The sequence below is a fragment of the Xanthomonas sp. NCPPB 1062 genome (assembly GCF_041481705.2).
Classification (GTDB): domain Bacteria; phylum Pseudomonadota; class Gammaproteobacteria; order Xanthomonadales; family Xanthomonadaceae; genus Xanthomonas; species Xanthomonas euvesicatoria.
Genome location: NZ_CM192987.1, coordinates 544,062 through 557,998, shown reverse-complemented (window position 1 = coordinate 557,998; position 13,937 = coordinate 544,062). Strand labels below are relative to the sequence as shown.

Sequence of the window (13,937 nt, the reverse complement as noted above, 5' to 3'; positions counted from 1 at the left end):
CCTTGAGGTCTAGTCATGGCCCTGCACTGCGGGGTGCTGCAAAAGGGCCGCCACATCCGCACACAGCCGATCGACCGCCGTGGCCGTGGTCGCCCACGAGGTCACGAAGCGGATCACCTGACTGCCATCGGTGCGCACTTCCCAGCGCTCGAAGTCGTAGCCTTGCGCCAGCTGCGCGGCCTGCTGCGCGCTGACGGCGATGAACTGCTGGTTGGTCGGCGAGTCGCTGGTGAAATGCGCGCCTGCCGCAAGCAGGCCGGCGCGCAGGCGTTGCGCCATGGCATTGGCATGCGCGGCCAGTTCGAAGAACAGACCATCTTCGAACAACGCCGCAAATTGCGCGCCAAGCACCATGCCCTTGGCCAGTAGCGCGCCGCGCTGCTTGATCAGGTAACGCAAATCGGGCTGCAGCGCCGGATTGACGATGACCAGCGCTTCGCCGAGCAGCGCACCATTCTTGGTGCCGCCGATATAGAACGCATCGGTCAGCGCGGCAATGGTGGGCAGATCCAGATCGTTGCCGTCGGCGGTCAGCGCCGCCCCCAGGCGCGCGCCATCCAGGTACAGCAGCAGATCGTTCGCGCGACAGAAGCCAGACAATTCTTCGAGTTCTGCACGTGTATAGAGGGTGCCGCTTTCGGTGCTGTTGGAAATGTAGACCAGGCGCGGCTGCACCATGTGTTCGTTGCCATGCATAGCCAGCACCGGCCGGATCAACGCAGGCGTCAGCTTGTCGTGCAGCGCCGGGACAGTGAGCACCTTGTGGCCGGTCGCTTCGATGGCGCCGGTCTCGTGCGTGGCGATATGCGCCGCGTCCACCGCGATGACGGCCTGATGCGGGCGCAAGAACGCGCTGATCGCAATCAGATTGGTCTGCGTGCCGCCGACCAGCAGATGCACGTCGGCCTGCGGCTGCGCGACGGCATGGCGGATCAACGCAACCGCATGCGCTGTGTGCCGATCGGTGCCGTAGCCGGGGTGCTGATCGGCGCTGGCCTGCGCCAACGCCTGCAACAGCCGCGGATGCGCGCCTTCGCTGTAGTCGTTGCGAAAGCTGATGCGCGTCGTGCTGCCCTGCCCGTCCATCACAGGCCCTTGGCCGCCTGGGCAACTGCGCGAAACAGCGCGCGCCCCTTGTTCATGGTCTCCTGCCACTCCAGGTCGGGGTCGGAGTCGTAGACCACGCCGCCGCCGGCCTGCACATACAGGTAGCCGTCCTGGATGACGGCAGTGCGGATGGCGATGGCGGTGTCGGCATCGCCATGCCAGCCGATATAGCCCACCGCGCCGGAATAGACATTGCGTTTGACCGGCTCCAGCTCGCGAATGATTTCCAGCGCGCGGATCTTCGGCGCGCCGCTGACGGTGCCGGCCGGGAAGGTGGCGCGCAGCACATCGCTGTAATTCAGACCGGCCTTCAGGGTGCCGGTCACTTCGCTGACGATATGCATGACATGGCTATAGCGTTCGATCACGAACTGCTCGCCGACCTTGACCGTGCCCGGTTCGGCCACGCGGCCGACATCGTTGCGCCCCAGATCGATCAGCATCACGTGCTCGGCGCGTTCCTTCGGGTCGGCCAGCAGTTCGGCTTCCAGTGCCTTGTCCAGTTCGGGCGTGGCGCCGCGTGGGCGGGTGCCGGCGATCGGGCGCACAGTGACCACGCCATCGCGCAGGCGCGCCAGAATTTCCGGCGACGAACCAACCACCTGGGTACCGCCGACATCGAGAAAATACATGTACGGCGACGGGTTCAACGCACGCAACGCGCGATACACGTCCACCGGGCGCGCGCGGAACGGCACGCGCAAGCGCTGCGATGGCACCACCTGGAAGATGTCGCCGGCTCGCACGTATTCCTGCGCCTTGCGCACCACGGCGTGGTACTCCTCGCGGGTGAACGAGGAATGGAAGTCCGCTTCGTCGATCGCGTCGGAAATCTGCGCCCGCGGATAACCGGCGCCGCCCTGACGCAGGCGATGCGCCAGCTCGTCCAGGCGCCGATTGGCGCGCACATAGGCCTGCGGCTGGCGCGGGTCGGCATGCACGATCAGGTACAGACGGCCCTTGAGGTTGTCGAACACCGCCAGCTCTTCGGAGAGCATCAGCAGGATGTCGGGCGTGCCGAGTTCGTCGGGTTTGTCGCCACTGCCCAGGCGCGGTTCGATGTATTGGATGCATTCGAAACCGAACCAGCCGACCAGCCCGCCGGTGAAGCCGGGCAGGCCATCGAGTTGCGGCACCGAATGTTCGGCGCGCAACGCATCGACTTCGGCCAACGGGTCGGCGACCTCACGGGTCTCGACGACTTCGCCGTGTTCGCTGACCTCCAGCGTGTGGCCCCGAAAGCTGTACACGCGCCGCGCCGGCAGGCCGATGATGGAGTAGCGCCCGAAGCGCTCCCCGCCTTCGACCGATTCGAACAGATAGGTATAGGCGCCGTCGGCGAGCTTCAGATAGACCGACAGTGGCGTGTCCAGGTCGGACAGCACTTCGCGGACAACGGGGATACGGGTGTGACCTTCAGCGGCCTGGCGCTGGAACTGCTCTGCAGTGATCAAGACGACTTTCCTTCCGGGACTCTGTGGCGGGGCGGACGACGGCAACGGGCCACCATCGCCACCAGCGGCGAGCGGAAGAGAAGGAGCGTGGAGTCGTCAGGCGGGACACACGGCTACTGTAGCGCAACTGCTGGCCCAGGGCAGCAGGCGGGGGCGAACGCCGTTCAACAACGGCGAAGGTGGGCTGCGGCGATTGCCTGGCCCACCCGAAACGCATGCGAAGCTTTCCCGATTCCCGATTCTCACCCGCCAAGCAAAGGGCACTCACCCGGCAAGTGCATTCGCAGACGCGCCGGGACGCATTCGATGCGGAAGTGCCGCGAGGTTTCCGGTTCGCCGTCCAGGTTCAAAGTCAGCGGTTGCTGGGAAACGATTTCCAGCCACGGCACGCGGGCGCGCACGGCCACGCGTTCGAGCGCGGCCTGTTTGCCGCCGGTGACCAGGGTGCCGAGCGTGGCGGCCACTTCCCCGTCGAGGTCGGGGACGATGGTGACATCCAGCAGGCCGTCGTCGATCAGTGCTTCCGGGCACAGCGCCTGGCCGCCACCGGCCTGGCGCCCGTTCCCCAGGCCAAGTGCGATGAATTCGCCTTCCCAGCTGAACTCCGGGCCGCTGAAGCGGGCGCTGATCGGGTCGATGCGGCCCAGCCGCGACATGCCGGTGATGAGATAGGCCAGGCCACCGAGCATCTTCTTCAGGCCTTCGTCGGTTTCCACCGTGACCTGGGTGCCGAAGCCGCCGCTGGCCACATTGGCGCACCAGTGTGGGCCGTGGTCGGCGTCGATCCGCAGCAGGTCGACCGGCTGCGCGACGCGCTCGGCGATCAGGGTCAACGCCTCCAGCGGGGCGATCGGCAGATTGGCGGCGGTGGCGAAGTCGTTGGCGGTGCCCAGCGGCACCAGGCCCAGCGACGGCAGCGAGGCCGCATCGCCCTCGTGGTGCGCCAGGGCGGCGGCCACTTCGCTCAGGGTGCCGTCGCCACCGGCGGCCACCACCGTGTGCACGCCATCGGCCACCGCCTCGCCCACGTAGCGCTCGGCATCGCCGTCTTCCCAGGTGACCCGCACATCGAGCTGGATGCCGCGCTTGCGCAGCGTTCCCACCGCCTCACGCAGGTCCATGTTGTCGGTGGACTTGCCGTTGAGGATCACACGCCAGTGGGACGGGGCCATGCGCGCTGCCGATGCTGTGAGGGTAATGGCCGCAGGCTAGCAGCGGGCCAATGGGCAGATCGTGAATAGGCGCTGGCTGCGCACTGTCATTGCGGTGTCATCGATGACCCGGAGAGTGGAAGGCCATAGCAGGGACGACGGGCGGAGGCAGGATCAGCCTCCAATTTTCTTGAAGGCCGCCCCGATAGGAGCGGCCTTCCTTTTGCATGAGGCTGGATTGCGCGGCGTGCCTGGCTCAGGCGCCTGCCGCAAATGCGGCCAACCGTTCGCCGTCGAGCCGGTACACGGTCCAGCCGTCCATCGGGCGCGCACCGACTGCCTTGTAGAAGTCGATGGCCGGCTGGTTCCAGTCCAGCACCGACCATTCGAACCGCCCGCAGCCGCGCTGCACGGCCAGCTGCGCCAGGTGCCGCAACAGCGCAAGGCCCGCACCCTTGCCGCGCGCTTCCGGCCGGACGAACAGGTCTTCCAGGTACAGGCCGTTGCGGCCCAGCCAGGTGGAGTAGTTGAAGAAATACACCGCAAATCCCAGCGCCTGACCGTCCTGCTCGCAGATCAGCGCATGCGCGGTGGCGCCGTCGCCGAACAGACTGGCGCGCAACTCCTCCAGGCCGGCCTTGACCGCGCCCGGCTCGCGCTCGTACACCGCCAGCGCGGTGATGAGTTCATGCAGCAGCGGCACATCCTCAGGCGTGGCGCTGCGGATCTGCGGCGCGGGCCGGCTCATCGCACCGCATCCACCGCCGCGCGCATCTGCGCAATCACCTGCGCATAGTCGGGCGCATTGAAAATGGCCGAGCCGGCGACGAAGGTGTCGGCGCCGGCCGCGGCAATCGCACCGATGTTGTCGGCCTTGACCCCGCCATCGATCTCCAGCCGGATCGGCTTGCCCGTCGCGTCGATCTTGCGGCGGATGGCGCGCAGCTTGTCCAGTGCGGACGGGATGAAGGCCTGCCCGCCAAAGCCCGGGTTGACCGACATCACCAATACCAGATCCAGCTCGGGCAGCACCCAATCCAGGATGTCCACCGGCGTGGCCGGGTTGAGCACCAGTCCGGCCTGGCATCCATGCGACTTGATCAGCTGGATCGTGCGGTGCACGTGGCGGCTGGCTTCGGGGTGGAAGCTGATGGTGGTGGCACCGGCTTCGGCGAAATCCGGCACGATGCGGTCCACCGGCTCGACCATCAGGTGCACGTCGATCGGCGCGGTGATGCCGTGCTTGCGCAGCGCCTGGCACACCATGGGGCCGATGGTGAGGTTGGGCACGTAGTGGTTGTCCATCACGTCGAAGTGCACCCAGTCGGCACCAGCCTTGAGGACGTTGTTCACTTCCTCGCCCAGACGGGCGAAATCGGCGGACAGGATGGACGGGGCGATCGCCGTCGGTTGCATGGGCAGCTCGGAAAAATGCAGGAGCGCCATTGTCGCAACCGTGGCCCGGAGAGGAAAGCCGGATGCCGCTGGGCGCTGGGGCTTTCGATGTACAGCGCGCTGCGTCGACGCCCGGCACTGCGTAACACAGCGGTTTTCGGCGTGAGCCTTTGCTTCAGCGCTTGCGCTGCCGTTGAATCCGGTCGTAGGCGGCGTTGATCTGGCTGGCCTTCTTTTCGGCCTGGCGGCGGGCTTCCGGGTCGGCGTTGGCGACCTTGTCCGGGTGGTAGCGGGACATCAGCCGGCGATAGGCCAGGTCGATCTCGGCAGTGGTGGCGTCCGGCTCCAGGCCAAGCGCCTCGTACGGATTTTCCGCGCGCCGTTTGAACCAGCCGGCGTCGACCGCGTGGCCGATCGCCAGCCCGATCAGCAGCCCCACCACCGGCGCCCCGCGAAACAGCAAGGCACCGGCCAATGCGCCGAGCAGTTTTCCGTACCAGGACATGGGGGCGATCGGGGGCGGGAGGCGGGCTGGCGATCTTACCCGAACGCCCGCCCGGCCTGGCTGACGGCTCCTGCACAAGCCCCACCGCGCGGGCCTCCAATAAATTCTGCGGGAGGCGGCGAAGCGCCGTACACTACGCGGCCCGCTGCCTACCCGCGGGCCCGCCGGGTCCCGGGGACAGCGTCATAGCGACGTCCTTAGGAGTGCCTGTGTCGACCACGCTGTTGCAATCCGATCTGCCCGGCCTGCCGTTGCGTCACCGTGGCAAGGTCCGCGATGTCTTCGATCTTCCCCGCGACCGCCTGCCCGCCGATGCGCCCCCGGGCGACTATCTGTTGATGGTGGCCACCGACCGCCTGTCCGCGTTCGACGTGGTGCTGCCCGACCCGATTCCCGGCAAGGGCGAGATGCTGTGCCAGGTATCCAACTTCTGGTTCCACAAGACCGAACACCTGATGCCCAACCACCTGGTGGACATCCGCGTGGAGCAGGTATTGCCCGAGGGTGTCGATCCGGCCTTGTACGCCAAACGCGCCGTGGTCACGCGCAAGCTCAAGCCGGTGCCGGTGGAAGCCATCGCCCGCGGCTATGTGATCGGCAGCGGCTGGAAGGATTACCAGCGCACCGGCAAGATCAGCGGCATCGAATTGCCCGACGGCCTGCGTCAGGCCGAGAAACTGCCCGAGCCGATTTTCACTCCTTCGACCAAGGCAGCGGTTGGCGACCACGACGAAAACATCGACTTCGATGCAATGGTCAAGACGGTCGGCGCCGAGCTGGCCGAACGCGTGCGCGATGCCACCTTGCGCATCTACCGGTTCGCAGCCGATTTTGCTGCCGAACGCGGCATATTACTGGCCGATACCAAGTTCGAATTCGGTACCGATGCCGATGGCCGCCTGTACATCATGGACGAGATGCTGACTCCGGATTCCTCGCGTTATTGGCCGGCCGACCAATACGAACCGGGCACCAGCCCGCCGAGCTACGACAAGCAGTTTGTGCGCGATTATCTGGAAACCCTGGACTGGGGCAAGACCGCGCCCGGCCCGCGCCTGCCGGCCGACGTCATCGATCGCACGCGTGCGAAATATGCCGAAGCGCTGCAGCGGCTGGCGGACATTTCGGTGGATTGATTGCCTACCCCGGATTTGAAGGGGTAATGTGGCGCATTTCGCTGACGCCGTCATAACTGAAGCGTTGAAATAATTGGCGCGTTTCGAGCACATCGCCCGCCAACTAAGGCCAAGCTGGCGGCGGTGTGTGAAACTTCATGACGGCCACCGCACACAATCGCATCTAGTTTATTCCACCACGCTCGCCGCGATGGCGTGCGCTCTTGCCCAACGAGGTCGCAATGGCACGGTCAAGTCACTTCTTTCGCATGTTGCCCGCCTTCCGCAATGCAGCACTGTCCAGTTTGTTGCTAGCGCTAAGCGCCTGCACGGACGGCCAATCTGCAGCCTCGTCCGCTCCAGCAGCATCTGCGAAAAGCAACACAGCTGCGGTCTCGCAGGTCAACGACAGACTAGGCGCGTTGATACAGGCCACTGGCGTCAGCTGCACGGATGCGAAGGCTGCAAAGGGATGCACAGCAGGCAATGTCGATAGTGGTGATTTTTATGACGTGGAGTTTTCGCCCGATTGCGGCAATGAGGGATTTTTCGCCGGCATAGCCCAGGCGAACGGAGTAGATCTATTGAACGTTGTGCCCACCACCGGCAGCAGCGCAACAGCTACGGCAAACCTGACCCAAGGCCAGCTCGTCTGCGTCCAGGCGATCGGCCGAGCCGGACAAAACCCGCGTTATTACTACGTGGCCGCAATTCCAGCGGACACCATTGCAAAGTGCAAAAACAACGCATTGTGCAAAACCTATGGCGACAGGCCGATTAAGCAGATCAAGCCTGAAAGTAGTGAGAGCTGCCACGCGGCAGCACCAGGACAATACGTTGGCAATTGCGCGCAAGGATGGGTAAGTGCGGATGCACTCGATATATTTTCGAACGGATTGTGAGTCATATAATCCTGATCAGGTTCGACCAACCAACCAGCCAAGGAAAAGCTCATGTCGGATCCCAAAATTACCCGTGTGGTCAGTAGCGTAGGCACGACCCGCACATTGGAAATGGACGACGGCAGTGTCGTCACGCGCTCTGGGGGCACCGTGTCCTGGCGCAACAATAATCCGGGCAATCTTAAGTTTGAGTTTTCCGGTAGTGCCGACAAGACGGTGCACAACCCACGCACCCGAGAACAAGCGCTTGAGGCTGCGCAAGATCGTTACCGCGGTGTGGTTGGCCTGGACCAATGGGGTAATGCCGTATTCGAAAGTTACGAAGCTGGGCGCGCAGCCAAGATTCAATTATTGGAACGTCGCTTTGGTGAGAAGACTGTAGAACAGATGCTCCCGAGTTATTCCACGGCTGACTACAGCGGGCGCACGCATCACAAAGAGCAGGCTGCAGCGATTTTTGCCGAAGGAGACAAGAATGGCGTCAACCTTCGCGACAAGACGGTTGGCCAAATGAGTGAGCGCGAGCGCGAAGTGCTTGCAGATGGCATTCGTCGATTTGAGGGGTGGCGCGCAGGTGAGGTCACAACTACCCAACAGCCCGCTCATGCGCAGTCGGCTCGACATGCGCAGGTGCAAACCCCGTCGTTGAACACGCCAGCCGCAAACAATTCAGCGGTGACGCAAGGCGCGAAGGCGGCAGGCGGAGCGGCGGTCTACAACGAGGCTTACCAGCATTTCATGGGGGAAGGTCGCAAGTATGAGTACGGCCGCCCAGATCATCCGCGCCCGGGCCGAGATAGCAGCAGACTCGAGCGTGACAACGACGGTGATGGCCGGCTGGGGGTAGATTGCTCCGCGTTTGTGTGGAGAGGGCTCAAGAATGCCGGCTACGACGTACCCGGCGAAAACGCGGCAAACTTCACCACCGCCAAGCTATTCAATGGAACAAGCGTCACCCCTTACACGCGTGAACATTTCGATGTCACTCCAGGATCGGAAGCACGCAAACCAAATGGATCACTGCATCAAGGTGACATCCTCATGTTCTCATCTTCGCAAGGGCAACATGTAGGCATCTTTAAAGGCTATGACGCCAACGGAAACATTCAATTCATCGGCTCTCAAGGCACAACGGGACCTGCAGAAGTCACTATCAAACCAGGTGGATATTGGGACGGCGGTGGGACGCATATCGTTGGCGCGCTCACGCCCAAACCAGAATTCCAGGTGCGGGCGCCATTACATGGCAATGCGGAAGCAACCACAGCACGTACACAGTCTTCCAGCAGCGTATCGTCAATTCATCAGGCCGCTGTAGAGGGTACGTCTCATTCACTAAGGCACGGCGCGCGGGGCGGAGAAGTTCAGTCGCTGCAGCAGGACCTCAACCGTCTCGGTGTACGCGATGCACAAGGCAACCGCCTGGCCGAAGACGGGCGCTTCGGCGACCACACGCGTGAGGCGGTAATGGCGTTCCAGAAGCAGCATGGGCTGCAGCAGGACGGTGTTGTCGGCCGCGATACGCGTGCAGCATTGGCTGCACAACCGGCGCAGACGCGCGAGGCGCAGGTTGCTGCGCCGAAAGGGCCTTCGCTCAACGATGCATCGCATCCCGACCACGCGCTACATAACGCAATCCGCAGCAGGCTGCCGAGCATGATCTCCAACGAGACGGCGGCACATGTCACGCTGCAGGCGAAGCAGAATGGGATCGACAGCGCGGACAAATTGCAGAACGTGACAGTGCAGGACGGCAAGGCGTTCGTCATGGGCACCACGCCGGGCTTCCGTGCGGCGGTGGACCTGAACCAACCTACCCCGACACTTGAGCAAACCAGCGCGCAGTTGCTGGCTGGTCACTCGCAGCAGCAACAGGCCCAGCAAGAACAGCAGAAGGTTGCGATGGGAGGTCGCTGATCTTTCAGCGATAGATCAAGAAGACGCCGGCCAGGAGATTGGCCGGCGTTCTTGTTTCCACATGCACCGCGGGAGTCACGACACATCGCGCAAGCTGATCGTCATTCAACGGCCAGCGCGCGTGGTGATGTGACACCGCAACACCCCCGCGCTGGCGCAACGATACGGCGCAACCCTGCCTGACACCACTGCATTGCGCGCATGCTTGGCCGCAGCGGCCAATCACACCACTTTCCGCTGCGCCTCTGCGATGCGCGCCACAGCGGAAAGTGGCCGGGCGCACAGAACGCAACACATCCGTAATTTTTACTACTGTCCAGTTCGTGACTGTGCAAGCGTAACTGCCGGCACCCAAGGTGCCATCGGCGACCGGCCGTCGGGGGGCTGCCGGTCTTTGCATTGCACGTTTTCTGGAGAGAGTCGTCATGCAATTCCATGTCCTGGGCGCGGCAATCTGCTGCGCGCTCTCGTTTTCTGCTGCCGCGAATGCTGCCGATGTGTCGGCAAATGCCGCTGTTTCGCGCGCGCAATCGTTATTGGGGAACAACGCATCTGCATTGGCCAATCGCGCGCCGGCCGACGCCTTCATCGCACGCGACAGCATCGTCGATGCCGACGGTACCGAACATGTGCGTTTCGATCGCACCTATCAGGGCCTGCCAGTGATCGGCGGCGACGTGGTGGTGCACTCGCGTCGCGGGGTGATGCGTGAATTGAGCCAGACCATGCGACGCCCCCCCGATTTTGAGTAGCACCTCAGTTTGGAGTCCAATTCCCTAACTCGAGGAGATTGGACGTGAAGAAGCGTTTTTCTGAAGAACAGATCATCGGCTTCCTGCGCGAAGCTGATGCCGGTGTGGCGATCAAGGACCTGTGCCGGCGGCATGGCTTCAGCGAGGCTTCCTATTATCTGTGGCGCAGCAAGTTCGGCGGGATGAGCGTGCCCGATGCCAAGCGGCTCAAGGACCTTGAGTCCGAGAACGCGCGGCTGAAGAAGTTGCTGGCCGAGCAGCTGTTCGAGAACGACCTGATCAAGGATGCACTGCGAAAAAAGTGGTGAGCGCACCGGCGCGTCGCATGCTGGTGCGCGAGTGGATCGGGCGTGGTGCCAGCGAGCGTCGTGCGTTGGCAGTGATCGGCATGAGCGCCAGTGCGCTGCGATATTGCCCGCGCGAAGATCGCAACGTCGAACTGCGCGAACGCATCTGTGCGTTGGCGCATCGCCATCGCCGTTATGGTGTGGGGATGATCTATCTCAAATTACGACAGGAAGGACGCATCGTGAACTACAAGCGTGTGGAGCGGTTGTACCGCGAGCAGCAGCTGCAGGTCCGGCGCCGCAAGCGCAAAAAGGTGCTGATAGGAGAGCGTCAGCCGCTGCTGCGGCCATCGCAGGCCAATCAGGTGTGGTCGATGGATTTCGTGTTCGACCGCAGCGCCGAAGGCCGAGTGATCAAGTGTCTGGTGATCGTGGACGATGCAACCCACGAAGCGATCGCCATCGAGGTGGAGCGCGCAATCTCGGGCCATGGCGTGACACGCGTGCTGGATCGGCTGGCGCACAGTCGCGGCTTGCCACAGGTGATCCGCACAGATAACGGCAAGGAGTTTTGCGGCAAAGCGATGGTGGCCTGGGCACATGCGCGTGGCGTGCAGTTACGGCTGATCCAGCCTGGCAAGCCAAACCAGAACGCCTACGTCGAATCGTTCAATGGCCGGCTGCGCGACGAATGCCTCAACGAGCACTGGTTCCCAACCCTGCTGCATGCGCGTACCGAGATCGAACGCTGGCGACGCGAATACAACGAGGAGCGACCCAAGAAGGCCATTGGCGGCATGACGCCATCTGCGTATGCCCAACAGCTGGCCAACACCGATATCATCAACCCCGGACTCTAAACCCGGCCGCTACTCAGAGCGGGGGGACGTCGCATGGACACCACGGTGCGTCCGAGCCTGGTGCCGGGAATCGATGCGGCAACCGCATTGCGTGTGGCCGGTTCGCACTTCGATGTGGCGCAGGATGCCGCGCCGCGTGCGAGTCTGGCGCTGTATGCACGCCAGGGCGCGCCGCGCCTGGTGTACGAGGTAATTTACAGCGGCGTCAAACCCGACCAGACACCGACCGAGATGCATTACATCGTCGATGCGGTGAACCAGCGCATCCTCGAATCCTGGGATACCGTGCATACCGCATGTAGCGGCGGCACCAGCGCCGCTGGCACAGGACGTTCGTTGTATGCGGGCAGCGTGACGGTGAACACGACGCGCTGCAGCAGCACCAGCTACGAAATGACCGATCTCAGTCGCGGCAGCGGTGCGACCTACAACATGCGCAACAGCACCTCCGGCAATGGCACGCTGGTCACCGATGCCGACAATGCCTGGGGCAGCGGCACCACCGGCGATACGATCACCGCAGCGGTCGATGCGCATTACGGCGTGGCGTTGACCTGGGACTATTACCGCACCACGCATTCGCGCACGGGCATTGCAAACGATGGCGCCGGTGCACGGAGCCGGGTGCATTACGGTAGTCGCTACAACAACGCCTTCTGGCAGGACAGCTGTTTCTGCATGACCTTCGGCGATGGCGACGGCAGCACGTTCACGCCGCTGGTGTCGGTGGATGTGGCCGGCCACGAGATGACCCACGGTGTGACCAGCCGCACCGCCGCGCTGACCTACTCCGGCGAATCGGGCGGTTTGAATGAAGCCACGTCCGACATCATGGGCACCATGGTGGAGTACTCCGCTGCCAACAGCGCCGAGCCGGGCAATTATCTGATTGGCGAGAAGATCATCCCCAACAACAGCACCGGCACACTGGCGTTGCGTTACATGTTCAAGCCAAGCCTGGATGGCAAATCGCCCGATTGCTACAGCAGCAGCCTGGGCTCGCTCAATGTGCACTACAGCTCGGGCGTGGCCAATCACTTCTACTATCTGCTGGCCGAAGGGGCGGTGGTGCCGAGCGGGTTCGGCTCGGGCACCAGTTACAACCTGACCCCGACCAGTCTGGTCTGCAGCGGCTCCACGGCGCTCACCGCGATCGGCCGCGCCGCGGCCAGCCGCATCTGGTATCGCGCACTGACGGTCTACATGACCTCGTCCACCAACTACGCGGCTGCCCGTCGGGCCACGCTGAGCGCGGCCACCGATCTGTACGGCAGCACGTCCACGCAATACCGCGCAGTAGCGGCGGCGTGGAGCGCGGTCTCGGTGAACTGACGGTGCGTCCCTCGCCACGCCACCAAGGCGTGGCGAGGGCACATCTGCCATGGCGCCATCCGCGCGCGTATGCTTGGATCATTCCTGGGAGGGAACATGAGCCAAAGCACCACGACCGCGCGACCGATCGAGCGCTATTTCGCCAGCTATTCCGACGATCATCAAAACGCGACCAATCAGCAGATCCACGTGCTGGCGGTGCCTGCCATCCTGTGGTCGGTGGTGGCGCTGTTGTGGTGCATCCCGGTCGGCGGTAGCTGGTTCAGCAGCGGCGTGTGGGCCGCGCTGTCGATGTTTGCGGCGTGGTCGTACTACAACCGGCTGTCGCGCCCGCTGGGGCTGGGCATGCTGGGGATCTTTTTCTTCTTCGGCTGTGTGTGCCGGTTGATCGAAGGCCGCGTCGGGCTTGGCGGCCTGTTCACCACCGCGCTGACGGTGTTCGTGCTGGCGTGGATTGCACAGTTCGTCGGCCACAAGATCGAAGGCCGCAAACCGAGCTTCCTAACCGATCTGACCTATCTGCTGATCGGGCCGATCTGGGTGCTGGCCAAGGCGTATCGCCAGCTGGGTTGGCGTTACTGAGCGTCGCCGACAGACCAGCCAAGCCTCACGCGCCGATCCCGAGCTCTTCGGGCAGTGGGCGAAACGCACGCGGCGCATAGCCGAAATCGCGGCGTGCCGGTTCAGTTGGTGCGGGGATGGAGTAGTCCTTGACCTCAACACTGGTGGAACCGAACGCCACGATACGCGGCGCTACCACCGGGTTTTCGGCATACCAGCGTGCGAAGTGGTCCAGCGGACCACAGCTGAAGATCACCTCGAACGCCTCGCCAGCAGCTGCCGGCACAGCCAGATCGCCCTGCCGCCAGACCAGTCCGGAGCGCGCTGCGCGCGGCTGGCGCGACCACGCTGTCACCTGCCATCGGCCGCTCAGCAGACGGGTCAGCAAGCGCTCGCCGATTTGCCCGCTGCCGCCGAAGACCAGGGCGCGCGGCGCAGATGCAGCGGTGGACGGAGCGGGATTGGCGGCAGTCACAGGGCATTATCGATGCATGAATGCCTGCAGCATAGCGAGTGCGGCATTGCAATGTGCAGCCCAGTGGGGCCGATGGCAGGCCATGTGCGCTGGCGGCGTTGACGCGGACGTCAGTCAAGGGTTT

General features: G+C 63.7%; 11 protein-coding genes and 3 pseudogenes. 7 read left to right on the top strand and 7 right to left on the bottom strand.

All coding sequences use genetic code 11. From position 1 onward, the window contains the following. Nucleotides 1–9: 9 nt before the first annotated feature. The 6 genes from ACCQ16_RS02390 to ACCQ16_RS02365 all read right to left on the bottom strand — a co-directional run bounded on the left by ACCQ16_RS02390 (nt 10) and on the right by ACCQ16_RS02365 (nt 5,612). Nucleotides 10–1,086 carry a threonine aldolase family protein gene (locus tag ACCQ16_RS02390; RefSeq protein ID WP_031420843.1) on the bottom strand — a complete coding sequence of 359 codons (1,077 nt, stop codon included), beginning with the start codon at nt 1,084–1,086 and terminating at the stop codon, nt 10–12. Next, nucleotides 1,086–2,561 carry an anthranilate synthase component I gene (trpE, locus tag ACCQ16_RS02385; RefSeq protein ID WP_011346166.1) on the bottom strand — a complete coding sequence of 492 codons (1,476 nt, stop codon included), beginning with the start codon at nt 2,559–2,561 and terminating at the stop codon, nt 1,086–1,088. The genes ACCQ16_RS02390 and trpE overlap by 1 nt, the downstream gene beginning before the upstream one ends. 242 nt (nt 2,562–2,803) lie before the next feature. Continuing rightward, nucleotides 2,804–3,733 (bottom strand): lipid kinase YegS, encoded by a 930-nt coding sequence (gene yegS, locus ACCQ16_RS02380; protein WP_014089189.1) that lies wholly within the window; start codon nt 3,731–3,733, stop codon nt 2,804–2,806. A 235-nt stretch (nt 3,734–3,968) separates the two neighbouring features. Further along, entirely contained in the window at nt 3,969–4,460 is a 492-nt protein-coding gene (locus ACCQ16_RS02375; protein WP_011346164.1) for a GNAT family N-acetyltransferase, read from the bottom strand. After that, entirely contained in the window at nt 4,457–5,158 is a 702-nt protein-coding gene (rpe, locus tag ACCQ16_RS02370; RefSeq protein WP_029818472.1) for a ribulose-phosphate 3-epimerase, read from the bottom strand. Before rpe ends, ACCQ16_RS02375 begins: the two co-directional genes overlap by 4 nt. Before the next feature lie 124 nt (nt 5,159–5,282). Beyond that, nucleotides 5,283–5,612, bottom strand: coding sequence for a J domain-containing protein (locus ACCQ16_RS02365; RefSeq protein WP_014089186.1), 330 nt, complete (start codon nt 5,610–5,612; stop codon nt 5,283–5,285). Between the two features lie 209 nt (nt 5,613–5,821). On the opposite strand from ACCQ16_RS02365, the gene ACCQ16_RS02360 reads away from it, so the two are divergent. The 7 genes and pseudogenes from ACCQ16_RS02360 (at nt 5,822) to ACCQ16_RS02330 (ending at nt 13,359) form a co-directional block, all read left to right on the top strand. After that, nucleotides 5,822–6,748 (top strand): phosphoribosylaminoimidazolesuccinocarboxamide synthase, encoded by a 927-nt coding sequence (locus ACCQ16_RS02360; RefSeq protein WP_008575574.1) that lies wholly within the window; start codon nt 5,822–5,824, stop codon nt 6,746–6,748. A 248-nt stretch (nt 6,749–6,996) separates the two neighbouring features. Continuing rightward, nucleotides 6,997–7,629 (top strand): hypothetical protein, encoded by a 633-nt coding sequence (locus tag ACCQ16_RS02355; RefSeq protein WP_236615007.1) that lies wholly within the window; start codon nt 6,997–6,999, stop codon nt 7,627–7,629. 51 nt (nt 7,630–7,680) lie between these two features. Beyond that, a complete protein-coding gene (locus ACCQ16_RS02350) occupies nt 7,681–9,546 on the top strand; it encodes a C40 family peptidase (RefSeq protein ID WP_218502345.1) in 1,866 nt (621 codons plus the stop codon). Between the two features lie 425 nt (nt 9,547–9,971). Then, nucleotides 9,972–10,274, top strand: a pseudogene (locus ACCQ16_RS02345) (M4 family metallopeptidase); the annotation flags it as partial. A 68-nt stretch (nt 10,275–10,342) separates the two neighbouring features. Further along, nucleotides 10,343–11,445 (top strand): IS3 family transposase gene (locus tag ACCQ16_RS02340; RefSeq protein ID WP_094030629.1). Its coding sequence is split into 2 segments (ribosomal slippage): nt 10,343–10,601 and nt 10,601–11,445, totalling 1,104 coding nucleotides; the frame shifts between segments, so codons are not numbered across the junction. Nucleotides 11,446–11,475: 30 nt separating this feature from the next. Beyond that, a pseudogene (locus tag ACCQ16_RS02335) lies at nt 11,476–12,777 on the top strand (M4 family metallopeptidase); the annotation flags it as partial. 96 nt (nt 12,778–12,873) lie between these two features. Further along, on the top strand, nt 12,874–13,359 hold the full coding sequence (locus ACCQ16_RS02330) for an Mpo1 family 2-hydroxy fatty acid dioxygenase (protein ID WP_014089180.1): 486 nt from the start codon (nt 12,874–12,876) through the stop codon (nt 13,357–13,359). A 109-nt stretch (nt 13,360–13,468) separates the two neighbouring features. On the opposite strand, the pseudogene ACCQ16_RS02325 reads toward ACCQ16_RS02330, so the two are convergent. Continuing rightward, nucleotides 13,469–13,813: pseudogene (locus tag ACCQ16_RS02325) on the bottom strand (NAD-dependent epimerase/dehydratase family protein); the annotation flags it as partial. Between the last annotated feature and the right edge of the window lie 124 nt (nt 13,814–13,937).

Bases quoted from the DNA above. Each gene is read 5' to 3' on its own strand.
- ACCQ16_RS02390 (WP_031420843.1), bottom strand. From the start codon at position 1,086: ATGGACGGGCAGGGCAGCACGACGCGCATCAGCTTTCGCAACGACTAC.
- yegS (WP_014089189.1), bottom strand. From the start codon at position 3,733: ATGGCCCCGTCCCACTGGCGTGTGATCCTCAACGGCAAGTCCACCGAC.
- ACCQ16_RS02375 (WP_011346164.1), bottom strand. From the start codon at position 4,460: ATGAGCCGGCCCGCGCCGCAGATCCGCAGCGCCACGCCTGAGGATGTG.
- rpe (WP_029818472.1), bottom strand. From the start codon at position 5,158: ATGGCGCTCCTGCATTTTTCCGAGCTGCCCATGCAACCGACGGCGATC.
- ACCQ16_RS02365 (WP_014089186.1), bottom strand. From the start codon at position 5,612: ATGTCCTGGTACGGAAAACTGCTCGGCGCATTGGCCGGTGCCTTGCTG.
- ACCQ16_RS02355 (WP_236615007.1), top strand. From the start codon at position 6,997: ATGTTGCCCGCCTTCCGCAATGCAGCACTGTCCAGTTTGTTGCTAGCG.
- ACCQ16_RS02350 (WP_218502345.1), top strand. From the start codon at position 7,681: ATGTCGGATCCCAAAATTACCCGTGTGGTCAGTAGCGTAGGCACGACC.
- ACCQ16_RS02330 (WP_014089180.1), top strand. From the start codon at position 12,874: ATGAGCCAAAGCACCACGACCGCGCGACCGATCGAGCGCTATTTCGCC.